This is a genomic window from Pseudoalteromonas sp. SR41-7 (assembly GCF_014163935.1).
Taxonomy (GTDB): domain Bacteria; phylum Pseudomonadota; class Gammaproteobacteria; order Enterobacterales; family Alteromonadaceae; genus Pseudoalteromonas; species Pseudoalteromonas distincta.
Genome location: NZ_JACJEF010000021.1, coordinates 21,086 through 42,177, shown reverse-complemented (window position 1 = coordinate 42,177; position 21,092 = coordinate 21,086). Strand labels below are relative to the sequence as shown.

Sequence of the window (21,092 nt, the reverse complement as noted above, 5' to 3'; positions counted from 1 at the left end):
TTGAGTAGACGCTTTGTAACACGAAATAGCTACAAATGTCCCTTTTTAGACATGTAGAAAACTAATGGTGGGTATTGTCTTGATTAATGCGATTTAAAATGCCGTCAAGTTCGTCCAAATTAGTATAAGAAATAACAAGCTTACCTTTGCCTTTTTTGTTGTAATTTATTTCTACTTTGGCACCTAGGTTTTCAGCTAGTTGTTGCTCTAACTGTTTAACATCTGGATCTTTTTCAGCTATTTCTTTAGCTGGCACGGGTTCTAAAATTGAACGAACTAACTTCTCGGTTTCACGAACGGTTAGTGCTTTAGCAACAGCTAAACGAGCAGCATCTGATTGTGCTTCTCCCTCAAGGGCTAATAAACAACGAGCGTGCCCCATTTCAATGTCGCCATGTTCTAACAGAATTTTTACATCACTGTTTAAATTATTTAAACGAAGTAAGTTAGTCACTGTAGTGCGTGATTTGCCAACCGCATCTGCTACTTGTTGATGTGTTAGTTCAAACTCATTGAGTAAGCGATTTAACGCAACCGCTTCTTCCATGGCATTTAAGTCTTCACGTTGAATATTTTCTATTAGCGCAATAGCTACTGCAGCTTCATCTGGTACGTCTTTAATAATACAAGGTACTGTTTCAAGCTTAGCTATTTGCGCTGCACGCCAACGACGCTCACCGGCGATAATTTCAAAACTATTTTGTGCAATAGGGCGCACGACTATAGGTTGAATAATACCTTGTGAGCGAATAGAACTAGCAAGCTCTTCTAGTGCCTCTTCGGACATATCTTTACGAGGTTGATATTTACCAGAGTGTAAAAACTCGATTGGGAGTTTTTGTAATTCACTGTTATTTGGCCCAGCCGCATTTTTTACAGCTTCAGTCACGTTTGATGTGTCTTGTTCCTTGCTTGCGCTCGGTGTAGGCTTTGACGAACTTAAAAGTGCATCGAGTCCTCGGCCTAAACCTCGTTTTTTAGCAGACATGTTATTTTTTTACCTCAAAGTTAGGCGACAACGGACGCTGTTTTTTCTTTTCTACGTAACATTTCACCAGCGAGTGCTAAATATGCTTTAGCGCCACTTGATGCCCGGTCATAATACATAGCAGGTGTACCAAAACTAGGTGCCTCTGCTAAACGAACATTACGCGGGATCACCGTACGGTATACTTTGTCGCCAAAATGTTGTTTTAATTGTTCTGATACGTCATTCGCTAAACGGTTACGCGGATCGTACATAGTACGAAGTATGCCTTCAATTTGTAAGCTAGGGTTTACTAACTTAGCAAGCTGCGTAATCGTATCCATTAATGCGGTTAACCCTTCAAGTGCATAATACTCACACTGCATTGGCACTAAAATAGAATCAGCTGCGGCCATTGCGTTAACAGTTAACATATTTAAAGAGGGTGGACAGTCGATAAAAATAAATTCGTACTGATCCTGAATTTTTTCAAGTGCGTTACGTAAGCGCACTTCACGGGCAAATAATTCCATAAGTTTAACTTCTGCAGCGGTTACATCACCGTTTGCAGCAATCATATGGTACTCGCCAGACGTTTCTTTGATAATAACGTCTTCTATAGGTTTATCTTCAATGAGTAAGTCGTAAATAGTTGGTACGTCGCCGTACTTATCTACGCCACTTCCCATAGTCGCATTGCCTTGCGGATCGAGATCAATTAACAGCACTTTACGTTTCGTTGCAGCCATAGACGCAGCGAGGTTTACAGCGGTTGTAGTTTTACCCACTCCACCTTTTTGATTTGCTAATGCGATGACTTTTGCCACGGTGTCTCTGATCCCTAGTCTTTAGAAAGAATAATTAAATGTCGTTGTGCATCTAACTTAGGTACTTCTAATGCAATTTTTTGCTCAAACTTAACGCCAGTAGGTAATGACTCTAGCTCTTCACTAGGGAACACACCTTTAAGCGCTATAAATTTACCCGAATGATCAATTAAGTGCGAACACCAGTCAACCATATCTTGTAATGAAGCAAATGCACGACTGAGTACGCCATCTAATTTAACACTTGGCTGATATTCTTCAACTCTTGACTGAACAGGTGTTACGTTATCAAGGCCAAGCTCATGTTTAACATGCATTAAAAAGCGAACGCGTTTACCTAGACTATCTAGTAACACAAATTGTGTGTTAGGTAATGCAATCGCTAATACAATGCCCGGAAGGCCAGGCCCTGTGCCAACATCAATATAATGATGACCGGGTAAGTGAGGTGCAACAACTAAACTATCCATAATATGCTTAATCATCATTTCTTCAGGTAAGCGTACCGAAGTTAAATTATAAGCTTTATTCCACTTATCTAATAACTCGACGTAACGAACTAGCTGTTGCTGTTGTTTTTCCGTTAGCGCAATATCAGTTTGCGCTAACAATGTAGTTAATTGTTGCTGTAACACTATGTACCCTTATCATTACGCAGATTTGCGTAATAAGCCTTGCTTCTTCAGATACACTAATAATAGCGAAATCGCCGCTGGGGTGATACCAGAAATACGCGATGCTTGGCCAATAGTGTCTGGACGTGACTCAATAAGCTTAGCAACAACCTCATTTGATAAACCTGATACAGTTTTGTAATCAAACTCTTTTGGTAAAATTGTTTGCTCATGACGAAGCTGCTTATTGATCTCATCTTGTTGACGCGCAATATAGCCTGCGTACTTAGTATGGATCTCAACTTGTTCAAGTGCTGCTACGTTTGTAAATTCAGATCCTAAACCGTCAATAGCCATAAGATCGTTATAACGAATCTCTGGACGACGAAGTAATTCTTCTAAACTTGCTTCACGAGTTAATGGTGTTTTTAGTAATGCATTTACTTGATCAACAACAACGTGATCTTTATGAATCCACGTATCTTTAATGCGTTGTTTTTCTTTCTCAATTACTTCCATTTTTTCGTTAAATGCCTGCCAACGTTCGTCATTAACTAAACCCAGCTCACGGCCTTTTTCAGTTAAGCGAATATCTGCATTATCTTCACGAAGAAGTAAACGGTATTCGGCACGGCTAGTAAACATGCGGTAAGGTTCTTTCGTACCTAGTGTTGCTAAGTCGTCAATTAATACACCGACGTAAGCTTCATCGCGACGTGGTGTCCAAGAATCTTTACCTTGCACTTTTAACGCAGCATTCATACCTGCAATTAAGCCTTGTGCACCCGCTTCTTCATAACCGGTAGTGCCGTTAATTTGACCCGCGAAAAATAAGCCTTCGATAAATTTTGTTTCTAAAGACTGTTTTAAGTCGCGTGGATCAAAGTAGTCATATTCTATTGCATAGCCTGGTCGACAAATATGTGCATTTTCAAAACCAGAAATAGATTGCACAATCTCAAGTTGTACATCAAACGGTAAACTAGTAGAAATACCATTTGGATATAATTCGTATGATGTTAAGCCTTCAGGTTCAACAAATATTTGGTGCTTATCTTTATCCGCAAAACGTACAATTTTATCTTCAATTGATGGGCAGTAACGTGGACCAATACCTTCAATAACACCTGAGTACATAGGTGAGCGATGTAGGTTTTTACGAATAACATCATGTGTTTTTTCGTTTGTGTAAGTGATGTAACACGGTATTTGTTGTGGGTGATCTGATTGTTTACCCATAAATGAAAATACAGGAGTTGGCATATCACCAGGCTGTGCTTCCATTTTTGTAAAATCAACAGTACGTGCATCAATACGTGGCGGAGTACCTGTTTTTAAGCGATCCACTCTAAAAGGGTGTTCGCGTAAACGTTCAGCCAATGCAATTGATGGTGGATCACCAGCACGACCGCCTTTGTAATTTTCTAAACCAATGTGTATTTGGCCACCTAAAAAAGTACCCACGGTTAAAACAACACTTGGAGCACTAAAACGTAAACCCATTTGAGTTACTACGCCAGTAACACGATCATTTTCAACAATAAGATCATCACATGATTGTTGAAAAATCTTAAGGTTATCTTGATTTTGTAATGTTGTTTGAATAGCTGCTTTGTACAAAGCGCGATCTGCTTGTGCTCGAGTTGCACGAACAGCAGGTCCTTTTGAAGAGTTTAGTGTGCGAAATTGGATCCCGCCTTTGTCAATGGCCTGTGCCATTGCACCGCCAAGCGCATCAATTTCTTTTACCAAATGACCTTTGCCAATCCCACCAATCGCTGGGTTACAAGACATTTGACCAAGGGTATCCATATTGTGAGTCAGTAGCAGGGTATTCATCCCCATACGGGCAGCTGCTAATGCGGCTTCAGTGCCAGCATGTCCACCACCTACTACGATAACGTCAAAATTTTCGTGAAAAATCATTAATGGGATCCTACTTAAATCAAACCGGTAAACTTCAAAAGGGAGCGTATTCTACCTAGAAATTGGCAGAAGATAAATGATTAAACAAAGAGCAAGATCTAAGTATGTGATCTCTAATAATATAAAGGATCTTTTAAAGAGATCTTTTATTACTATAACTACTACTGATCAGCTTTTCTGTTGATAAGGTTTAGATCTTCATTTAAAACATGAAATTAGATCAGATCTAAAGGTGTTAATATGATCGGATCATCCCGCAAATAAGCTCTGATCAAAAAGGCACCTTATGCACAGGGCTGAATCAGTTGGATCTTATCCCATGGATAAGCATGCTTTAAAAAGCAGTTTATTCAATCTTTATCCACAAAATCTATTAAATTATTAGTAAATTGTGGGTAACTTTATATATAACTTTTTACTTGATCTATCTATTTTAAGCCTGTTTTGGTTATCCAAGAGTCTAACCATGCTAATGCTGTGTCTTCTGGTAGTGCTTCATCGAGAATATTAAGCTCTAAGCGTTCTGCTACTTTTATAGCGCCTTTTTGAGATAATAAGGCATCTATATTACGTCCAGCTTGGTTGTAAGTGTCATAACTGGTATCACCTAAAGCGATTACTGAGTATTTTAATTCCGATAAATCATTAGCTTGAGTCACATCTTCAACAAAGCTAATAAAGTTTTCAGGATAATCACCTGCACCATAAGTAGATGTGCAAATTAACCAAATAGTATTTTGCTGATCAATATCGCTAAATTCAGGCTGATCATGTAGTTCTGTAGCAATACCAAGGTTATTAAGCGCGTCGCTTAGTTGCTCTGCAACATACTCGGCTGATCCCATTTGGCTGCCAACAATAAGATTTACTGAACTCATGAATATTAGTGATCACATTGGTTTTAATTGCTGCCTATGATAACTGAGTGTGAGTAACAGTAAAGTTAAGAGTGCTTTTTTGTATAACTATTTTTGTGCTAATTTTACTCTTATTTGAAAACGCCTCCTTAAGTTGTTGATATTATAGTAATTAACAAAATATCTTTAAATGTAATCTTCTGATCAAGTTGTTGATAACAGTGGGGAAAGCTCTGTTTAAACACACCTTTTAGGTTGTTTAATAATCGCTAAGTTATTGATATTACTATTTAGTGAAAGACTTAATTATAAATCTAGGCATAAAAAGCACAAGGTGATCATAATGTGGATATAAAGGTTGTTGATAACCTTAAATTTAGATCGAAAATAATTTTATTAAATGATCTAATTGGGCTGATCTAACGAAATTAATTAAAAATAAGCTTATAAACAGATAATTTTTAATAGAACATTAGGTTTTTCTCTGCGAGGTGGCTCAATTTACTATTTATTTGGCTAAAAATTAGGTTTTGTGGATAAGTGATCTCAATATATTTAATTTAATGCGTATTTATAGCTGCTTTTTTTATGTATTTTGCTGGTGGATTAGTAGATCAAAAGTTTGATGCACTCAAATCTCGAGTCATTTTTATTAAAAAGCCGCAGTGATCGTCTGTCCATATGTTGTATAAAGTTGATTATTTAGAGTGTTTATCGTCACGTTTTAGCTCTTAAATTGAGCAAATAACATTAGTTTTTATGAGCTAGGTAATTATAAAAAAGCTATTTATAACTAACTTTTGTGTGGAGGATAACGATTTTAAAACGTATTTTTGTTTGAAATATGTATCGGTTTTGACCTTAAAATGGGTGTTACTTGCGCTATTAATACCTTACTTAAAGGCTCTTTTCACTGTCTAATCTACATGATCTGGCTGGTAATAATTATCGCTTTGGGTATGATTTTATTGGCAGAACTGGCTGGGATTGACGGTACAAATACATATTTTATAGTGAATATTTTACATAAAAAAAGAGCACCTAAGTGCTCTTATAATAAACATATATCTGTAATAAGGTGCTTATTTACCAATACAAAATGAGCTAAATATCTTGCCAAGTAAGTCGTCTGAGGTAAATTCACCGGTTATTTCGTTTAAATACTGCTGTGTTAAACGCAGTTCTTCAGCCAATATTTCACCAGCAATGTGCATTTCTAATTGTGTTTTACCTGTTTCTAAATGATACGCAGCACTCTCTAGTGCATCCAAATGACGACGGCGCGCCATAAAGCCACCCTCTGTTGCGCCTTGAAAGCCTATACAGGCTTTTAAATGCTCGCGAACAAGTTCAATACCGTCAGCATTTTTAGCACTTAAGCTGATGACCGGGTATTGTTGCTCTTGCTCCATTCCGACTATATCACCCGATAAATCAGCTTTATTTCTGATGACCGTAACCCCCATACCTTCTGGTAATTTGGCCATAAATTCAGGCCAAATTTTATGCGGGTCAGTATCTATAGTGTCAGTGCCATCAAGCATAAATAAAACGCGATCGGCTTGGTTTATTTCATCCCACGCCCGTTCAATACCTATTTGTTCTACGCGGTCAGGGCTCTCTCGTAGGCCTGCGGTATCTATAATATGCAGTGGCATACCATCTATATGTATATGCTCTCGTAGTACGTCGCGAGTGGTACCGGCTATTTCTGTTACGATTGCAGCTTCACGACCGGCTAGGGCGTTTAGTAGGCTTGATTTACCGGCATTTGGGCGACCAGCAATAACAACACGCATACCTTCGCGCATGATGCTGCCTTGCTTGGCTTGGTTGGTTACAGTGTTAAGCTGAGTAATAATAGCGTCTAAGTCGCCTGACACTTTACCGTCTGATAAAAAATCAATTTCTTCATCAGGAAAATCTATTGCCGCTTCTACATACATACGTAAGTGAATTACTTTTTCTACAAGCGTTTCTATGTGTTTAGAAAATTCACCTTGGAGAGACTGTAGGGCGCTTTTGGCAGCTTGTTCGCTTGTAGCATTAATTAAGTCGGCGATGGCCTCTGCTTGTGTTAAATCAAGCTTGTCATTCATAAATGCGCGTTCAGAAAACTCACCAGGCTTTGCTAAACGAACGCCCTCTATTTTACTAATTTCTTTAAGTAGCATATCAAGTACTACAGGACCGCCGTGGCCTTGTAATTCAAGTACGTCTTCACCAGTAAATGAGTTAGGACCTGCAAAGTAAATGGCAATACCTTGGTCAAGTTGCTCGCCAGCTAGGCTTTTAAATGGCACGTAATCGGCGTAGCGAACTTTAGGAATTTTACCTACTACTTTTTCGGCGACACTTTTAGCAAGGCTGCCTGAAACGCGAATAATACCAACACCACCACGTCCTGGGGCAGTTGCTTGTGCTGCAATTGTATCTTGATTGATCATGCTATTAATTTGCCAACGATAAGTAACTTTATGGCGGTATTGTAACCTATGAAATAAACACTCGCGAATACTCTGGTGAAAAACAGGCAATAAAAAAGGCGACCGAAGTCGCCTTTATATAAGTAGGAGCTTAGTTAGCCTCTTACTTTAATTCCTTTCTTTTCCATGCCACGGTAGATGATTAACATCTGGACAATAGAAATAAGGTTAGACACTAACCAGTAAAGAACTAAACCCGATGGGAACCATAAGAAGAATACAGAGAAGATAACCGGCATAAAGGTCATCATTTTTTGCTGCATTGGATCAGTTACCGTCATAGGCTGAAGTTTTTGCGTCACAAACATACTCGCACCAAATAAGATTGGTAATACGTAGTACGGGTCTTGTGCAGAAAGGTCTGTTAACCAAAAAATAAATTCAGCATGGCGAAGTTCAGTTGACTCTAAGAATACGTAGAACAAGGCTAAGAAAATTGGCATTTGTAGCAAAATAGGGAAACAGCCACCCATTGGGTTAACTTTTTCTTTTTTGTACATTTCCATAGTTGCTTGGCCGAACTTTTGACGGTCGTCACCAAACTTTTCTTTAAGAGCTGCCATTTTAGGCTGTAGCGCACGCATTTTTGCCATTGAAGTGTATTGCGCTTTAGTAAGTGGGTACATTAACGATTTAACGATAATAGTGATGGCAATAATTGCTACACCCCAGTTACCTAAAATGCTATGTAGCCATTTTAGCAATACAAATAAAGGTTGCGAAATAAACCATAACCAACCGTAATCTACAGTTAAGTCTAAGTCTGGGTGAATCGCTTCAAGAATATCTGACTCTTTCGGACCCATATAATAAGTAGCAGTTAGTGTTTGCTCACTACCAGCTTGAATATTTACAGCGGGATCTTTAGCACCAATAATAGCGGCATTACTTTTTGTAATTAAGCTATAAATTGTATTTGTTTGATCCTGCATTGGAACCCAAGCACTTACAAAGTAATGTTGTATAAATGCAACATAACCACCTTGCGTGTTTTTGTTTAGGTTTTTATCAGCCATATCTGAAAAACTATACTTTTCGTATGGTTCTTCGTCAGTACCGTATGCAGCACCTAAATAGTTTTGATCAACCATGCTACCTTTTTCTTGTACGGTACGCTTAATTTGCGTGTATAGCTGTACTTGAAGAGGTGCGCTGGTAGTGTTGTTAATTTTGTATTCTAAGCCTACGTCATACTGACCTTTTTTGAATACGTATGTTTTAGTAAAACTAACACCATTACTATCAGTAAACTGAAGTGGAACGCGAAGCTCATCACCCGTTAAGGTATATGATTTTTGTTCGGTACTATAAGTAGGGCGACCGTTAGCTGATGCGTCAGGGCCATTTAAGCCAATTAAGCCACTTTGTGAAAAGTATTGTTTGCCACTATCAAGCTGACCAAGAAGCATATAAGGTGTTTCACTTCCTTTTGTTTCTTCGTATTGAAGAAGGTCTGTTTCAACAATGTCACCGCCTTTGGTGTCAATTTTAACTTTAAAAACGTCAGTTGTGATTTCAATAACTGAACGTTTAGCTAAAGTTGCTGAAGCGGGTAAACCTGAATCTGACGATGAAGGAATATAATCATCCGACTCTGGTGAATTTGCTTGTAGTGTTTGTGTTGTGGCACTTGGATCGGCTTTAGGCTTGTTGTAATCATTATCCCATTCTTGGAACAATAAAAACGACACTAGCATTAGGCCAATTAATAAAAACGTGCGTTGCGATTCCATAACAGCTCTTATTTCTCGTGTTGGTGGTTAATATGGGTTAATTTTTCAGGTACGGGGTCGTCTCCACCTGAATGTAAAGGATGGCATTTTAATATGCGTTTTAAAGCTAACCAACTACCTTTTATAAATCCATGCAAATTAATTGCTTGAATTGCATAATGTGAGCAGCTTGGATTAAAACGACAATGCGGACCTAACAGCGGGCTAATCCACTTTTGATAACCGCGGATAAATAACACTAAACAAATCTTAGGAAAAGCAACAAGTGGTTTAATTAACCTCATGATGTTTATGCCCCTACTTAAGTTTAGTGAGATAGATATCATGTATTTAAAGACTCAATTAGAAATTTTAAATGCATGATTAAAAGGTGAGCTAAAGATACATTAATTAACCCTGCAATTCTATTGCAATTAGGTTTGTTTATTAGATTTAGCTGATTTGTTTGGGCGTTTCTTAAAAGGTGGCGGTTTAGGTGCACCTGGTTTACAGCGTTCGTTAATTTTTCGCCATAATTTAGTAAGTTGTTTGGTTAATTCTTCATTAGACTGTTCATCAATACCACTTTTCACCATAAGCACAATATCAATATTATCGATGCTGTGTTGATTTAAACGAAAACTTTCGCGAGCGAGACGTTTAATACGGTTTCGTTGGCATGCCTTTTTTACGCGTTTTTTAGCAACAGTAAGACCTAACCGAGGTTTTTCTTGGTCATTTGGTTTAGCTAATAGAGTAAAGAAAGGAGTTGCAGCCCGAGCGGGTTCATTAAATATGCGAGAGTAATGCGAGGGAGTTAACAGACGTAACTCCCTGCCAAAGCTAAAGTCTTCCACTTATAAATTAAGCAGAAAGAACTTTGCGGCCTTTAGCGCGGCGACGTGCTAATACTTTACGGCCATTTACAGTTGCCATGCGAGCACGGAAGCCGTGTGCACGTTTGCGTTTTAAAACGCTAGGTTGAAAAGTTCTTTTCATAACAATCTCATCCGATCGGTTAAAGTTAAAACATCCTATACAGGTCGCGATCCTGGCATAGGTGCCATTGCGAGCGCGAGATATTATAGAGTAAGTAACGTAAAGTCAATCATAATTACGTTCGCAGTATATAGCCTACTTATGGTCCATAAAGAGATCATGTAGAGCGATCTGATAGGATCATCATAAATAAGAAGTTTTCCACAGCCCCTGTATAAAAAGTGAATAAAAGCGGGGGAAAAGAAAATTGGATCGTAAATTTGGTTCGCGATCTTGGTGTTATTTTGTTATGATCTCCTCTTCGGATCTAAAATAAAAACTGTTTTAAATCAGATTGTTAATGATTTTATACATCGATATCAACAATTTTATAAAAATCAATCTTTTACTTGTGGATAAAGTGCCTTCATAATACGCGGTCTTGGGTCGCTTATTGGACCATTTGAACGCAATAAATGTATGATTTATAATCATTAATGATGTGCGGGAATAAAAATTATATCTCTGGGAGTTTAACTGTGTATCTGTCGGTTTGGCAAAGTTGTTTATATGTATTGCAAGATGAGCTGCCTTCGCAGCAATTCAGTATGTGGGTAAGACCACTACAAGCAGAAAGTACCGAAGATACCTTGACGATTTATGCACCTAATCGCTTTGTGCTTGATTGGGTAAGAGAAAAGTACCTAAATAGAATTAACGAATTATTAGTAGAAATTTGTGGTGTTGAAGCACCAAAGCTACGTTTTGATGTAGGTAGTAAGCCTTTATTAAATTCACAAGCTGCACCGGTTATAGAAACACAATCAGCACCACAAGCTTCTACAAAACAACAGCCTCGTGAGCAAAAGCCTGTTGTTGAACCTGCACCTAAGTCAGGTTACAAATCTAACATTAAAGAAAATTATACCTTTGACAGCTTTGTTGAGGGTAAATCAAACCAATTAGCAAAAGCAGCGGCCACTCAAGTTGCCGATAATCCTGGCTCTGCTTTTAACCCTGTATTTATTTACGGTGGTACTGGTTTAGGTAAAACTCACTTATTACATGCAGTAGGTAACGGCATTATGGCAAACAAGCCAGATGCTAAAATTGTTTACATGCATTCAGAACGCTTTGTTCAAGATATGGTAAAGGCACTGCAAAATAATGCGATAGAAGAATTTAAGCGTTATTACCGCAGTGTTGACGCATTAATGATTGATGATATTCAATTTTTTGCTAATAAAGAGCGTTCACAAGAAGAGTTTTTTCATACCTTTAATGCATTGCTTGAAGGCAACCAACAAATTATTTTAACCTCTGACCGTTATCCAAAAGAGATTGAAGGGGTCGAAGACCGTCTTAAATCACGTTTTGGTTGGGGATTAACAATCGCGATTGAGCCACCAGAGCTTGAAACTCGCGTTGCTATTTTGATGAAAAAAGCACAGCAAAGTAAGATTAACTTACCACATGAAGTTGCCTTTTTTATCGCCAAAAAATTACGTTCAAATGTACGTGAACTAGAAGGCGCACTTAACCGTGTAATTGCTAATGCTAATTTTACAGGTCGTCCAATTTCGATTGATTTTGTAAAAGAAGCACTACGCGATTTACTTGCCTTGCAAGATAAGCTGGTTACGATAGATAATATTCAGCGCACCGTTGCTGAGTACTACCGAATTCGAGTGTCAGATCTATTGTCTAAGCGCCGCAGCCGCTCTATAGCAAGGCCACGCCAAGTTGCCATGGCATTATCTAAAGAATTAACTAATCACAGCTTACCTGAGATTGGTGACGCATTTGGTGGACGCGATCATACGACCGTATTACACGCATGTCGTAAGATAAAATCACTACGTGACGAAAGCCACGAAATTAAAGAAGATTACCAAAACTTAATAAGAACATTGTCATCTTAGGGCTGACTTTATTATGCAAATAACAATATCAAGACAACAATTTTTAAAGCCATTGGTGCAAGTGTCGGGCGCAATAGAGCGCAAACACACGCTACCAATCTTATCTAACGTTTTGTTAGTGGTAGAAAACGGACAACTTTCAATGACGGGTACTGACCTTGAAATTGAATTAGTTTCTGGCGTATTTGTAGGTGATGATATTGCCGATACAAAACTAACGTTACCCGCTAAAAAGTTACTCGATATTTGTAAAAGTCTACCAGACGGTTCAGACATTACTTTAAGCTTGCAAGAGCACCAATTACTTTTAACCAGTGGTAAAAGCCGTTTTTCATTAACGACTTTATCAGCTGATGATTTTCCTAATTTAGAGCAGTGGGATGGTGAGGTTGAATTTCAACTAACTCGTTTAGAGCTTCGTAAGTTACTTGAAAGCACGCATTTTTCGATGGCGAATCAAGACGTACGTTATTACTTAAACGGTATGTCTTTTGAAGTAGATAATACAGACATAAAAACAGTAGCAACAGATGGTCACCGTTTAGCTATTGCACAAAAGCAATTAACGCAATCGCTTAACACTCAACGTCAATTAATTATACCTCGCAAAGGTGTGCAAGAAATTATGCGCCTTATGGTAGCTGACGACGAATTGGTAACAATTCAGTTTGGTGCTAACCATATCCGTATTATTGATATTGAGTTTACATTTACAAGTAAGCTAGTTGATGGACGCTTTCCTGATTACCGTCGTGTATTACCACGTGGTGGCGACAAAGTAATTACAGCTAACCGAGAATGGTTACGAAATGCGTTTCAACGAGTGTCTATTTTATCGAATGAAAAATTTCGTGGTGTACGCTTAAACCTATCAAACGGTTTATTAAAAATTACTGCCAATAACCCAGAGCAAGAACAAGCTGAAGAAGTTGTTGAAGTAAGTTACGAAGGCGCGGACCTAGAAATAGGATTCAACGTGTCTTACGTATTAGATGTACTAAACACATTAAAAACAGAAGACGTACTATTTACATTAGCCGACTCAAACAGCAGTGCATTAATTGAAGGTGCAGGCGATGAAGAAGCAATGTACGTTGTTATGCCTATGCGTTTATAAGACTATAAATACATAATGAGCTTAAGTCATTTGAGCCTCAAATATTTTCGTAATATTGAGGCGCTGACGCTAGAACCAGTCAACGGCGTTAATATAATTTATGGTGAAAATGGCAGCGGAAAAACCAGCCTTTTAGAGGCTATATATTACCTTTCTCATGGCAAATCCTTTCGTACTCCAAAACACAAGAGTATTATTGCGCACCAGCAAGAGCAATTTGTAATTCACGGGCGTAAAACAATACACGATTTATCAATTCCAATTGGTATTAGTAAAACGCAAACGGGTGAGACCAATCTAAAAATTCAAGGTAAGGCGAGTCGTAAGATATCAGAACTCGCTCAACTTATGCCTGTACAAATTATTACACCAGAGAGTTATTCTTTGTTTTTTGGTGGACCTAAAGAGCGGAGAAAGTTTTTAGATTTAGGTTTGTTCCACGTGGAACATGAGTTCTTTTTTTTGTGGCAATCATTTAATAAAGTACTTAAACAACGTAATGCATTATTAAAAACTAAGCCCAAGAATTATTTTGACCAAATTAAGTTTTGGGACAAAGAATTTGTTAGACTGGCTGAAGAAATAAATAAATTAAGATTGGCGTATATAAGTAGGTTTAAGCAGCAATTTTTTGATAAAATGTGTGCAGAATTAACGCTTGTACGTGATTTAGAAATGACCTTTAGCGCAGGCTGGAAAGAGACTGAATCTCTTGCAGATGCGTTAGAGCAAAACTTTGAGCGAGATGCTCGCCAAGGGTTTACAAGTAAAGGCCCTCATAAGGCCGATTTTAGTTTTAGTGTCGCTGGCAATAGTGTGGAGAATACATTCTCACGCGGTCAATTGAAGCTATTATTGTATGCGTTGAAAGTTACGCAAAATAGCTTAATTGAGTCAGAGACAGATAAGCAATCTATATTGCTAATAGATGATCTACCTTCAGAATTAGGCGAAGATACAAAAGAGAAAGTGGGACAATTACTTGCTCACTGCAGTTCTCAAATTTTTATCTCTTCAATTTTATCTGAAAGTATTTCTGCTGTGGTGGAACCCATGCAACGAGAACTACAAATGTTCCACGTGAAACATGGCAACCTAATAACAAGATAAGTGGGATTAACCATGTCTGAGAATTATGACTCGTCGAGTATTAAAGTACTTAAAGGATTAGACGCAGTAAGAAAGCGTCCTGGAATGTATATTGGGGACACCGATGATGGCACAGGCTTACACCACATGGTGTTTGAGGTCGTTGATAACTCGATCGATGAAGCCTTAGCAGGTCATTGTGATGATATTTATGTAACGATTCACTTAGACGGTTCTGTCTCAGTTCGAGATAACGGTCGTGGTATCCCAACTTCTATCCATGAAGAAGAAGGCGTATCTGCAGCCGAAGTTATTATGACGGTACTTCATGCCGGTGGTAAGTTTGATGATAACTCTTATAAAGTATCAGGTGGCTTACACGGTGTTGGTGTTTCTGTTGTAAATGCACTTTCAGAAAAACTAAAACTGACTGTTCGTCGTGAAGGTAAGCTTCATGAGCAGTTTTATACTATGGGTGTTCCAGATGCACCTTTAGCTGTAATTGGTGACTCAGAAACAACTGGTACAGAATTACGTTTTTGGCCAAGCGCTGAAACATTCACAAATTTAGATTTTCATTACGACATTTTAGCTAAGCGTTTACGCGAGCTTTCATTCCTAAACTCAGGTGTGAGCATCATCTTAAATGATGAGCGTGAAGAAAATAAATCTGACCACTTTAAATATGAAGGCGGTATTCAAGCTTTCGTAGAATACTTAAACCGTAATAAAACACCTATACATAAAGGTGTGTTCCATTTTACTCACGAACGTGAAGAAGATGGTATTAGTGTTGAAGTATCAATGCAGTGGAATGATGCATACCAAGAAAACATTTACTGTTTCACAAATAATATTCCACAACGTGATGGTGGTACTCACTTAGCCGGTTTTAGATCAGCGCTAACACGTACACTTAATAACTACATGGAAAAAGAAGGCTTTAACAAAAAAGCCAAAACAACCAGCAATGCTACCGGTGATGATGCCCGTGAAGGCTTAACGGCTGTTGTTAGTGTTAAAGTTCCTGATCCTAAGTTCTCATCACAAACTAAAGATAAGCTAGTATCAAGTGAAGTTAAATCTGCGGTTGAACAAGCAATGGCTGAAAAATTCACTGAGTTTTTACTAGAAAACCCAACTGATGCCAAAATTGTTGTAGGTAAGATTATTGATGCCTCACGTGCTCGTGAAGCGGCGCGTAAAGCCCGTGAAATGACACGACGTAAAGGTGCAATGGACTTAGCAGGCTTACCAGGTAAGCTAGCTGATTGCCAAGAAAAAGACCCAGCCCAATCTGAACTATATATAGTGGAAGGGGACTCTGCTGGCGGATCAGCCAAGCAGGGACGTAACCGTAAAAACCAAGCTATTCTTCCGCTTAAAGGTAAAATATTAAACGTAGAAAAAGCACGTTTTGATAAAATGCTATCTTCGCAAGAAGTAGCAACACTAATTACTGCATTAGGGTGTGGTATTGGTCGTGACGAATATAACCCTGAGAAATTACGTTATCACCGTATCATCATCATGACCGATGCGGACGTGGATGGTTCTCACATTCGTACGTTACTACTAACATTCTTCTATCGTCAAATGCCTGAAATTGTAGAGCGCGGTTATATTTATATTGCTCAACCACCACTTTATAAAGTGAAAAAAGGTAAGCAAGAGCGTTATATTAAAGATGATCCTGCATTAGTAGAATACTTAACGTCGCTTGCACTTAATAATGCTGCTTTATATCCAAGTGCAGATGCTTCTGCGCTAGAAGGTGAAGCGCTTGAGAAAGTCGTTCACGATTACCAAAATACAGTTAAAGTTATTGAGCGTTTAAAGCGTAAATATCCTAACACAGTAATGGAGCGCTTAATCTATCAAACAGAGTTGAAAACTGATGACCTTTCTGACGAAGCTAAAGTAATTGCTTGGACAAAAGAGTTAGTTGATGACCTGATTGCACGTGATGAAGATGCAACTATTTTCCATGCAGGCACAGAGTTTGACGCTGAGCGTAATATGTATTACCCGGTTGTGAATATTCGTCAGCACGGTGTTGATAAAGCACATGTACTTCATTATGACTTTATTGCATCACGTGACTACCAACGCATTGCTGTGACTGGTACTAACATTGCAAACATCCTAAAAGAAGGTGCTTATATTCAACGTGGTGAGAAAACAAAACCTGTTGATAACTTTGTGGATGCTTTGGAATGGTTGATCACAGAATCTAAGCGCGGGATCTACATTCAACGCTATAAAGGACTGGGTGAAATGAACCCAAGCCAGCTTTGGGAAACGACAATGGATCCTAGTGCTCGTCGTATGTTACAAGTAACGATTGAAGATGCTGTTGGCGCGGATCAATTATTTGCCACCTTAATGGGTGATCAAGTAGAGCCTCGTAGAGAGTTTATCGAAACTAACGCTCTACGCGTAGTTAATCTAGACGTGTAAAAATATCACTTGCACCGAAAAAGGAGCCTAATGGCTCCTTTTTTATTTTTTCAATTACACAAACTGCTTAAAACCTGAGTGTACACACGGTATACTAAGGGTAATTTTCACGCTACTTCTTAGATAGTAAAAAGCCAAATATGCAAAAATATGACGTAAAAACCTTTCAAGGTTTGATCCTGGCTTTACAGGATTATTGGGCGCAGCAAGGCTGTGTCATTATTCAACCACTTGATATGGAAGTGGGCGCCGGGACATTTCACCCGCAAACATTTTTAAAGTCTATTGGTCCAGAGCCAATGTCGAGCGCGTACGTTCAGCCGTGTCGTCGTCCTACGGATGGCCGCTATGGTGAAAACCCAAATCGCCTACAACATTACTACCAATTCCAGGTAGTTTTAAAGCCATCGCCAGATAACATCCAAGAGCTTTACTTAGGCTCATTAGCGGCAATGGGTATTGATACCCTTACTCACGAAGTTCGCTTTGTAGAAGATAACTGGGAATCACCTACGCTAGGCGCATGGGGCTTGGGATGGGAAATTTGGTTAAACGGCATGGAAGTAACGCAGTTTACCTACTTTCAACAAGTGGGTGGCTTAGAGTGCTCACCAGTAACAGGCGAAATTACTTACGGCCTAGAGCGTTTAGCAATGTACATTCAAGGCGTAGATAGCATTTACGACCTAGTATGGGCAGACGGTACACTAGGGCGCGTAACATACGGCGACGTGTTCCATCAAAATGAAGTAGAGCAATCTACTTATAATTTTGAACATGCAAACGTAGAAGACTTATTTGCACAGTTTGATAAGTGTGAAGCAGAAAGCCAAAAGTTAATTGAAGCTAATTTACCACTACCTGCATACGAGCAAGTAATGAAAGCATCGCACGCATTTAACTTACTAGACGCACGCCACGCAATTTCGGTAACCGAACGTCAGCGTTATATTTTACGCGTTCGTGCGTTATCAAAAGCGTGTGCACAAAGTTACTATGACAAACGTGAAGCGCTTGGTTTCCCGCTGTGTAAGGATAAGTAAAATGTCAGCACAAAATTTATTAGTAGAAATTGGCACTGAAGAGTTACCACCAAAAGCATTGCGTAAATTAGCAGAAGCCTTTGCTGCAAACTTAACTCAAGAGCTAGAAACATTAGAATTAGCACACCAAGGCGTAAGCTGGTATGCATCGCCTCGTCGTTTGGGTTTACAAGTAAAAGCGCTTGAAGCTAAGCAACAAGACAAAGAAGTTGAAAAGCGTGGCCCAGCAACAAAGGCAGCGTTTGACAGCGAAGGTAACCCAACAAAAGCAGCAATGGGTTGGGCACGTGGTTGTGGTATTGAAGTAAAAGACGCACAAACACTTGAAACCGATAAAGGCGCTTGGTTATTGCACATTGCTAAAGTAGCAGGGCAAGAAACTAAAACCCTAATGACAGATGCAATCACAAAAGCATTAAGTAAATTACCAATCCCTAAACCAATGCGTTGGGGCGCGAATAAAACACAATTTATTCGCCCTGTGCATACAGTCACTATCTTATTTGGTGATGAGCTACTTGAAGGCGAAATTCTTGGTAAGCAAATAACTAACCAGCTTCAAGGTCATCGTTTTCATCACCCAGAAAAAATTAGCATTAACCATGCAGATGACGTTTTTGACGTACTTAAATCTGCTTACGTTATTGCTGATTACGAGCAACGTAAAGCGCAAATTCGAGCACAAATAGAAGAGGCTGCAAGCGCAGTTAACGCTGTTGTTGCAATGGATGAAGATTTACTAGAAGAAGTAACATCACTTGTAGAGTGGCCAGTTACTTTAACGGCAACATTTGAAGAAGCATTTTTAGATGTACCAGCCGAAGCGTTAATTTACACCATGAAAGACGATCAAAAATATTTCCCGTTATTAGATCAAAACGGCAAACTTTTAAATAAGTTTTTGTTTGTATCTAACATCGAAAGTAAAGATCCAAGTGTGGTTATTTCTGGTAACGAAAAAGTAGTGCGCCCGCGTTTAGCCGATGCACAGTTCTTCTTTGAAACAGATAAAAAGAAAACCCTAGAAAGCCGATTAGAGTCGCTTGATAGCGTATTGTTCCAAAAGCAACTTGGTACGCTTAAAGATAAGTCTCAGCGCATTAGTGAACTTGCAGGTTATATTGCTGAGCAATTAGGTGCTGATAAAGACCTAGCACAGCGTGCAGGCTTATTAAGTAAAACTGACCTAATGACTGAAATGGTTATGGAATTTACCGACGTGCAAGGTGTAATGGGAATGCATTACGCTCGCCACGATGGTGAAGCCGAAGATGTAGCCGTAGCGCAAAACGAGCAGTACATGCCACGCTTTGCAGGGGATAACTTACCAACAAACTTAATTAGCTGCGCAGTAGCGATTGCTGATAAGTTTGACACGCTGGTGGGTATTTTTGGTATAGGCCAAGCACCTAAAGGTGACAAAGATCCATTTGCTCTTCGTCGTGCTGCTATTGGTGCACTGCGCATCATGGTAGAAAAAGAACTACCACTTGATATTTTAGACCTAGTAGCTAAATCGCAAACATTGTTTGGCGACAAGTTAACTAACTTAAATGTATCAACTGACGTATTTGAGTTTATGCTAGGGCGCTTCCGTGCTTGGTATCAAGACGAAGGTATTGAAGTAGACGTAATTCAAGCAGTGCTTGCACGTCGTCCGACTAAACCTGTTGATTTTGACCTCCGTGTTAAAGCCGTAAGCCACTTCCGTACATTAGACGCAGCAGAAGCGCTTGCAGCAGCTAATAAGCGTGTAGGTAACATTCTGGCTAAAAACGATATTACCAGCCAAGGTAGTGTTGATGAGAGCTTATTAAGCGACGACGCCGAAAAAGTATTGGCATCACAAGTAGCAAAATTTGCCACTGACCTTGCACCACTTTACGCAGATGGAAACTACCAAGAAGCATTAAGCCAATTGGCGGGTATTCGTGAAAGTGTTGATAACTTTTTTGACAACGTAATGGTTATGGCCGACGATGAAGCTGTTAAGCAAAATCGTCTTGCGCTATTAAGCCAGTTAAGCGGATTGTTTTTAGGTATTGCAGATATTTCTGTTTTACAAAAATAACACCGATTAGCAATTTTAAAAGCCAGCGTTTTGCTGGCTTTTTAGTTTTCACTGTATGCAAAGGATACCCATTGATGATTTCTATGAAACGAATTTTAACCTTAGCAATTGCTGGTTTACTTACTGCCTGTACAAGCCAAATTTCGATTAACGATGTATTGCCACAGCAAGAGCTTGACCGCACAATTTACTTACGTGGCGACTTTACACTGTGGGATGCAGAATCCCAGTATCAGTTTGCGCCAGTTGGCCCTGCGCTTTATCAAGCGCAAGTTAAATTTTCGACCCCAGGTAAAGTGTACGAATTTAAAATAGCCGATGCCGATTTTAGTGAAGGTTACAACTGTGGTTACAGCGACGCACAACCAGCAGGACAAAAGCTAACACTGGGCCAGCCAGCTATCGCAGACTGTAATACTATTTATAACTACTTTAGTTTCACACCAGCAATAAAAGGCACGTACATAGTAAGTATTGATTACAGTGACTACGATAAGCCACAAGTGACGATAACGAAGAAGTGATTTTTAGCTATTTAATAGCCCTAGTGGGTTGATGGATTTGTGACAAGGACGTTGTAGGATTTATTCAGCATTAACACCAAGGGGGTTTAGTCGTTTGGGTAGAGTGAAGCGAAACCCAACATGTGTGGCGAACAAAACTATTTTGGTGGTTATTAAATACGTTGGGTTTCGTAAAACTCAACCCGACCTACGTGAGTTTAAAGCCCTTTCTTCACCACATATCTATACGGTGCTTCTTCTGCATCTTTAGCTACCAGCGTGTGATCCATAAACGTACAAAAGCTCGGAATATCGCGAGTGGTTGACGGGTCATCAGCAGTTATTAATAACGTTTCACCGTCATTCATTTTACGAATAGCAGCACGTACCATCATTACTGGCTCTGGGCAGCGAAGGCCTATGGCATCTAATTGGTGATCGGGATTATCAAAGCTCATAATAAATTGGCCTGTTTAATTAAAGTGATTGCTGTGTACGCGAGTGCTTAGGTATAGCAATT

At 39.1% G+C, this 21,092-nt stretch carries 18 protein-coding genes; 7 read left to right on the top strand and 11 right to left on the bottom strand.

The features are described from left to right. Positions 1 to 61: 61 nt before the first annotated feature. The 10 genes from H5092_RS19430 to rpmH form a co-directional block, all read right to left on the bottom strand. Complete coding sequence (locus H5092_RS19430) at positions 62 to 988, bottom strand: ParB/RepB/Spo0J family partition protein (protein ID WP_039488567.1); 927 nt, start codon at positions 986 to 988, stop codon at positions 62 to 64. A 20-nt stretch (positions 989 to 1,008) separates the two neighbouring features. Next, positions 1,009 to 1,794, bottom strand: coding sequence for a ParA family protein (locus H5092_RS19425; RefSeq protein WP_004335235.1), 786 nt, complete (start codon positions 1,792 to 1,794; stop codon positions 1,009 to 1,011). A 14-nt stretch (positions 1,795 to 1,808) separates the two neighbouring features. Next, positions 1,809 to 2,429 carry a 16S rRNA (guanine(527)-N(7))-methyltransferase RsmG gene (gene rsmG / locus H5092_RS19420; RefSeq protein WP_004335232.1) on the bottom strand — a complete coding sequence of 207 codons (621 nt, stop codon included), beginning with the start codon at positions 2,427 to 2,429 and terminating at the stop codon, positions 1,809 to 1,811. 15 nt (positions 2,430 to 2,444) lie between these two features. After that, complete coding sequence (gene mnmG, locus H5092_RS19415; RefSeq protein ID WP_004335230.1) at positions 2,445 to 4,334, bottom strand: tRNA uridine-5-carboxymethylaminomethyl(34) synthesis enzyme MnmG; 1,890 nt, start codon at positions 4,332 to 4,334, stop codon at positions 2,445 to 2,447. A gap of 428 nt (positions 4,335 to 4,762) precedes the next feature. Continuing rightward, positions 4,763 to 5,212 carry an FMN-binding protein MioC gene (gene mioC / locus H5092_RS19410; protein ID WP_182734719.1) on the bottom strand — a complete coding sequence of 150 codons (450 nt, stop codon included), beginning with the start codon at positions 5,210 to 5,212 and terminating at the stop codon, positions 4,763 to 4,765. A gap of 1,061 nt (positions 5,213 to 6,273) precedes the next feature. Continuing rightward, entirely contained in the window at positions 6,274 to 7,638 is a 1,365-nt protein-coding gene (mnmE, locus tag H5092_RS19405; protein WP_007584209.1) for a tRNA uridine-5-carboxymethylaminomethyl(34) synthesis GTPase MnmE, read from the bottom strand. 134 nt (positions 7,639 to 7,772) lie between these two features. Then, positions 7,773 to 9,410, bottom strand: a complete 1,638-nt coding sequence (gene yidC / locus H5092_RS19400) for a membrane protein insertase YidC (RefSeq protein WP_024597181.1) — start codon at positions 9,408 to 9,410, stop codon at positions 7,773 to 7,775. An 8-nt stretch (positions 9,411 to 9,418) separates the two neighbouring features. Continuing rightward, the gene (gene yidD, locus H5092_RS19395; protein WP_004335219.1) at positions 9,419 to 9,694 is read right to left on the bottom strand and encodes a membrane protein insertion efficiency factor YidD; all 276 of its coding nucleotides are present in this window, start codon (positions 9,692 to 9,694) and stop codon (positions 9,419 to 9,421) included. Between the two features lie 129 nt (positions 9,695 to 9,823). Then, entirely contained in the window at positions 9,824 to 10,246 is a 423-nt protein-coding gene (gene rnpA / locus H5092_RS19390) for a ribonuclease P protein component (RefSeq protein WP_004335217.1), read from the bottom strand. A gap of 7 nt (positions 10,247 to 10,253) precedes the next feature. Further along, entirely contained in the window at positions 10,254 to 10,388 is a 135-nt protein-coding gene (rpmH, locus tag H5092_RS19385) for a 50S ribosomal protein L34 (RefSeq protein WP_004335215.1), read from the bottom strand. 518 nt (positions 10,389 to 10,906) lie between these two features. Between rpmH and dnaA the strand changes: the two genes are divergently transcribed. The 7 genes from dnaA (at position 10,907) to H5092_RS19350 (ending at position 20,593) form a co-directional block, all read left to right on the top strand. Further along, the gene (dnaA, locus tag H5092_RS19380) at positions 10,907 to 12,289 is read left to right on the top strand and encodes a chromosomal replication initiator protein DnaA (RefSeq protein ID WP_182734717.1); all 1,383 of its coding nucleotides are present in this window, start codon (positions 10,907 to 10,909) and stop codon (positions 12,287 to 12,289) included. Between the two features lie 13 nt (positions 12,290 to 12,302). Further along, complete coding sequence (gene dnaN / locus H5092_RS19375; RefSeq protein ID WP_004335206.1) at positions 12,303 to 13,406, top strand: DNA polymerase III subunit beta; 1,104 nt, start codon at positions 12,303 to 12,305, stop codon at positions 13,404 to 13,406. A 15-nt stretch (positions 13,407 to 13,421) separates the two neighbouring features. Then, positions 13,422 to 14,516, top strand: a complete 1,095-nt coding sequence (gene recF / locus H5092_RS19370) for a DNA replication/repair protein RecF (RefSeq protein ID WP_024597182.1) — start codon at positions 13,422 to 13,424, stop codon at positions 14,514 to 14,516. Positions 14,517 to 14,528: 12 nt separating this feature from the next. Beyond that, positions 14,529 to 16,955, top strand: a complete 2,427-nt coding sequence (gene gyrB, locus H5092_RS19365) for a DNA topoisomerase (ATP-hydrolyzing) subunit B (protein ID WP_024597183.1) — start codon at positions 14,529 to 14,531, stop codon at positions 16,953 to 16,955. A gap of 140 nt (positions 16,956 to 17,095) precedes the next feature. Next, a complete protein-coding gene (gene glyQ, locus H5092_RS19360) occupies positions 17,096 to 17,998 on the top strand; it encodes a glycine--tRNA ligase subunit alpha (RefSeq protein ID WP_182734705.1) in 903 nt (300 codons plus the stop codon). A gap of 1 nt (position 17,999) precedes the next feature. Continuing rightward, positions 18,000 to 20,069 (top strand): glycine--tRNA ligase subunit beta, encoded by a 2,070-nt coding sequence (gene glyS, locus H5092_RS19355; RefSeq protein ID WP_182734692.1) that lies wholly within the window; start codon positions 18,000 to 18,002, stop codon positions 20,067 to 20,069. 74 nt (positions 20,070 to 20,143) lie between these two features. Next, on the top strand, positions 20,144 to 20,593 hold the full coding sequence (locus H5092_RS19350; protein WP_182734681.1) for a hypothetical protein: 450 nt from the start codon (positions 20,144 to 20,146) through the stop codon (positions 20,591 to 20,593). Between the two features lie 197 nt (positions 20,594 to 20,790). Here H5092_RS19350 and tusA read toward each other — a convergent pair whose 3' ends face one another. After that, positions 20,791 to 21,030: a sulfurtransferase TusA gene (gene tusA, locus H5092_RS19345; RefSeq protein ID WP_004335190.1), complete on the bottom strand. Its 240-nt coding sequence runs from the start codon at positions 21,028 to 21,030 to the stop codon at positions 20,791 to 20,793. Positions 21,031 to 21,092: the final 62 nt, after the last annotated feature.

What these genes read in the sequence shown, in the direction of transcription:
- rpmH (WP_004335215.1), bottom strand. Translation starts at nt 10,388, where the DNA reads ATGAAAAGAACTTTTCAACCTAGCGTTTTAAAACGCAAACGTGCACAC.
- H5092_RS19430 (WP_039488567.1), bottom strand. Translation starts at nt 988, where the DNA reads ATGTCTGCTAAAAAACGAGGTTTAGGCCGAGGACTCGATGCACTTTTA.
- yidC (WP_024597181.1), bottom strand. Translation starts at nt 9,410, where the DNA reads ATGGAATCGCAACGCACGTTTTTATTAATTGGCCTAATGCTAGTGTCG.
- mnmE (WP_007584209.1), bottom strand. Translation starts at nt 7,638, where the DNA reads ATGATCAATCAAGATACAATTGCAGCACAAGCAACTGCCCCAGGACGT.
- H5092_RS19350 (WP_182734681.1), top strand. Translation starts at nt 20,144, where the DNA reads ATGATTTCTATGAAACGAATTTTAACCTTAGCAATTGCTGGTTTACTT.
- yidD (WP_004335219.1), bottom strand. Translation starts at nt 9,694, where the DNA reads ATGAGGTTAATTAAACCACTTGTTGCTTTTCCTAAGATTTGTTTAGTG.
- glyS (WP_182734692.1), top strand. Translation starts at nt 18,000, where the DNA reads ATGTCAGCACAAAATTTATTAGTAGAAATTGGCACTGAAGAGTTACCA.
- glyQ (WP_182734705.1), top strand. Translation starts at nt 17,096, where the DNA reads ATGCAAAAATATGACGTAAAAACCTTTCAAGGTTTGATCCTGGCTTTA.
- mnmG (WP_004335230.1), bottom strand. Translation starts at nt 4,334, where the DNA reads ATGATTTTTCACGAAAATTTTGACGTTATCGTAGTAGGTGGTGGACAT.
- tusA (WP_004335190.1), bottom strand. Translation starts at nt 21,030, where the DNA reads ATGAGCTTTGATAATCCCGATCACCAATTAGATGCCATAGGCCTTCGC.
- recF (WP_024597182.1), top strand. Translation starts at nt 13,422, where the DNA reads ATGAGCTTAAGTCATTTGAGCCTCAAATATTTTCGTAATATTGAGGCG.
- dnaN (WP_004335206.1), top strand. Translation starts at nt 12,303, where the DNA reads ATGCAAATAACAATATCAAGACAACAATTTTTAAAGCCATTGGTGCAA.
- gyrB (WP_024597183.1), top strand. Translation starts at nt 14,529, where the DNA reads ATGTCTGAGAATTATGACTCGTCGAGTATTAAAGTACTTAAAGGATTA.
- mioC (WP_182734719.1), bottom strand. Translation starts at nt 5,212, where the DNA reads ATGAGTTCAGTAAATCTTATTGTTGGCAGCCAAATGGGATCAGCCGAG.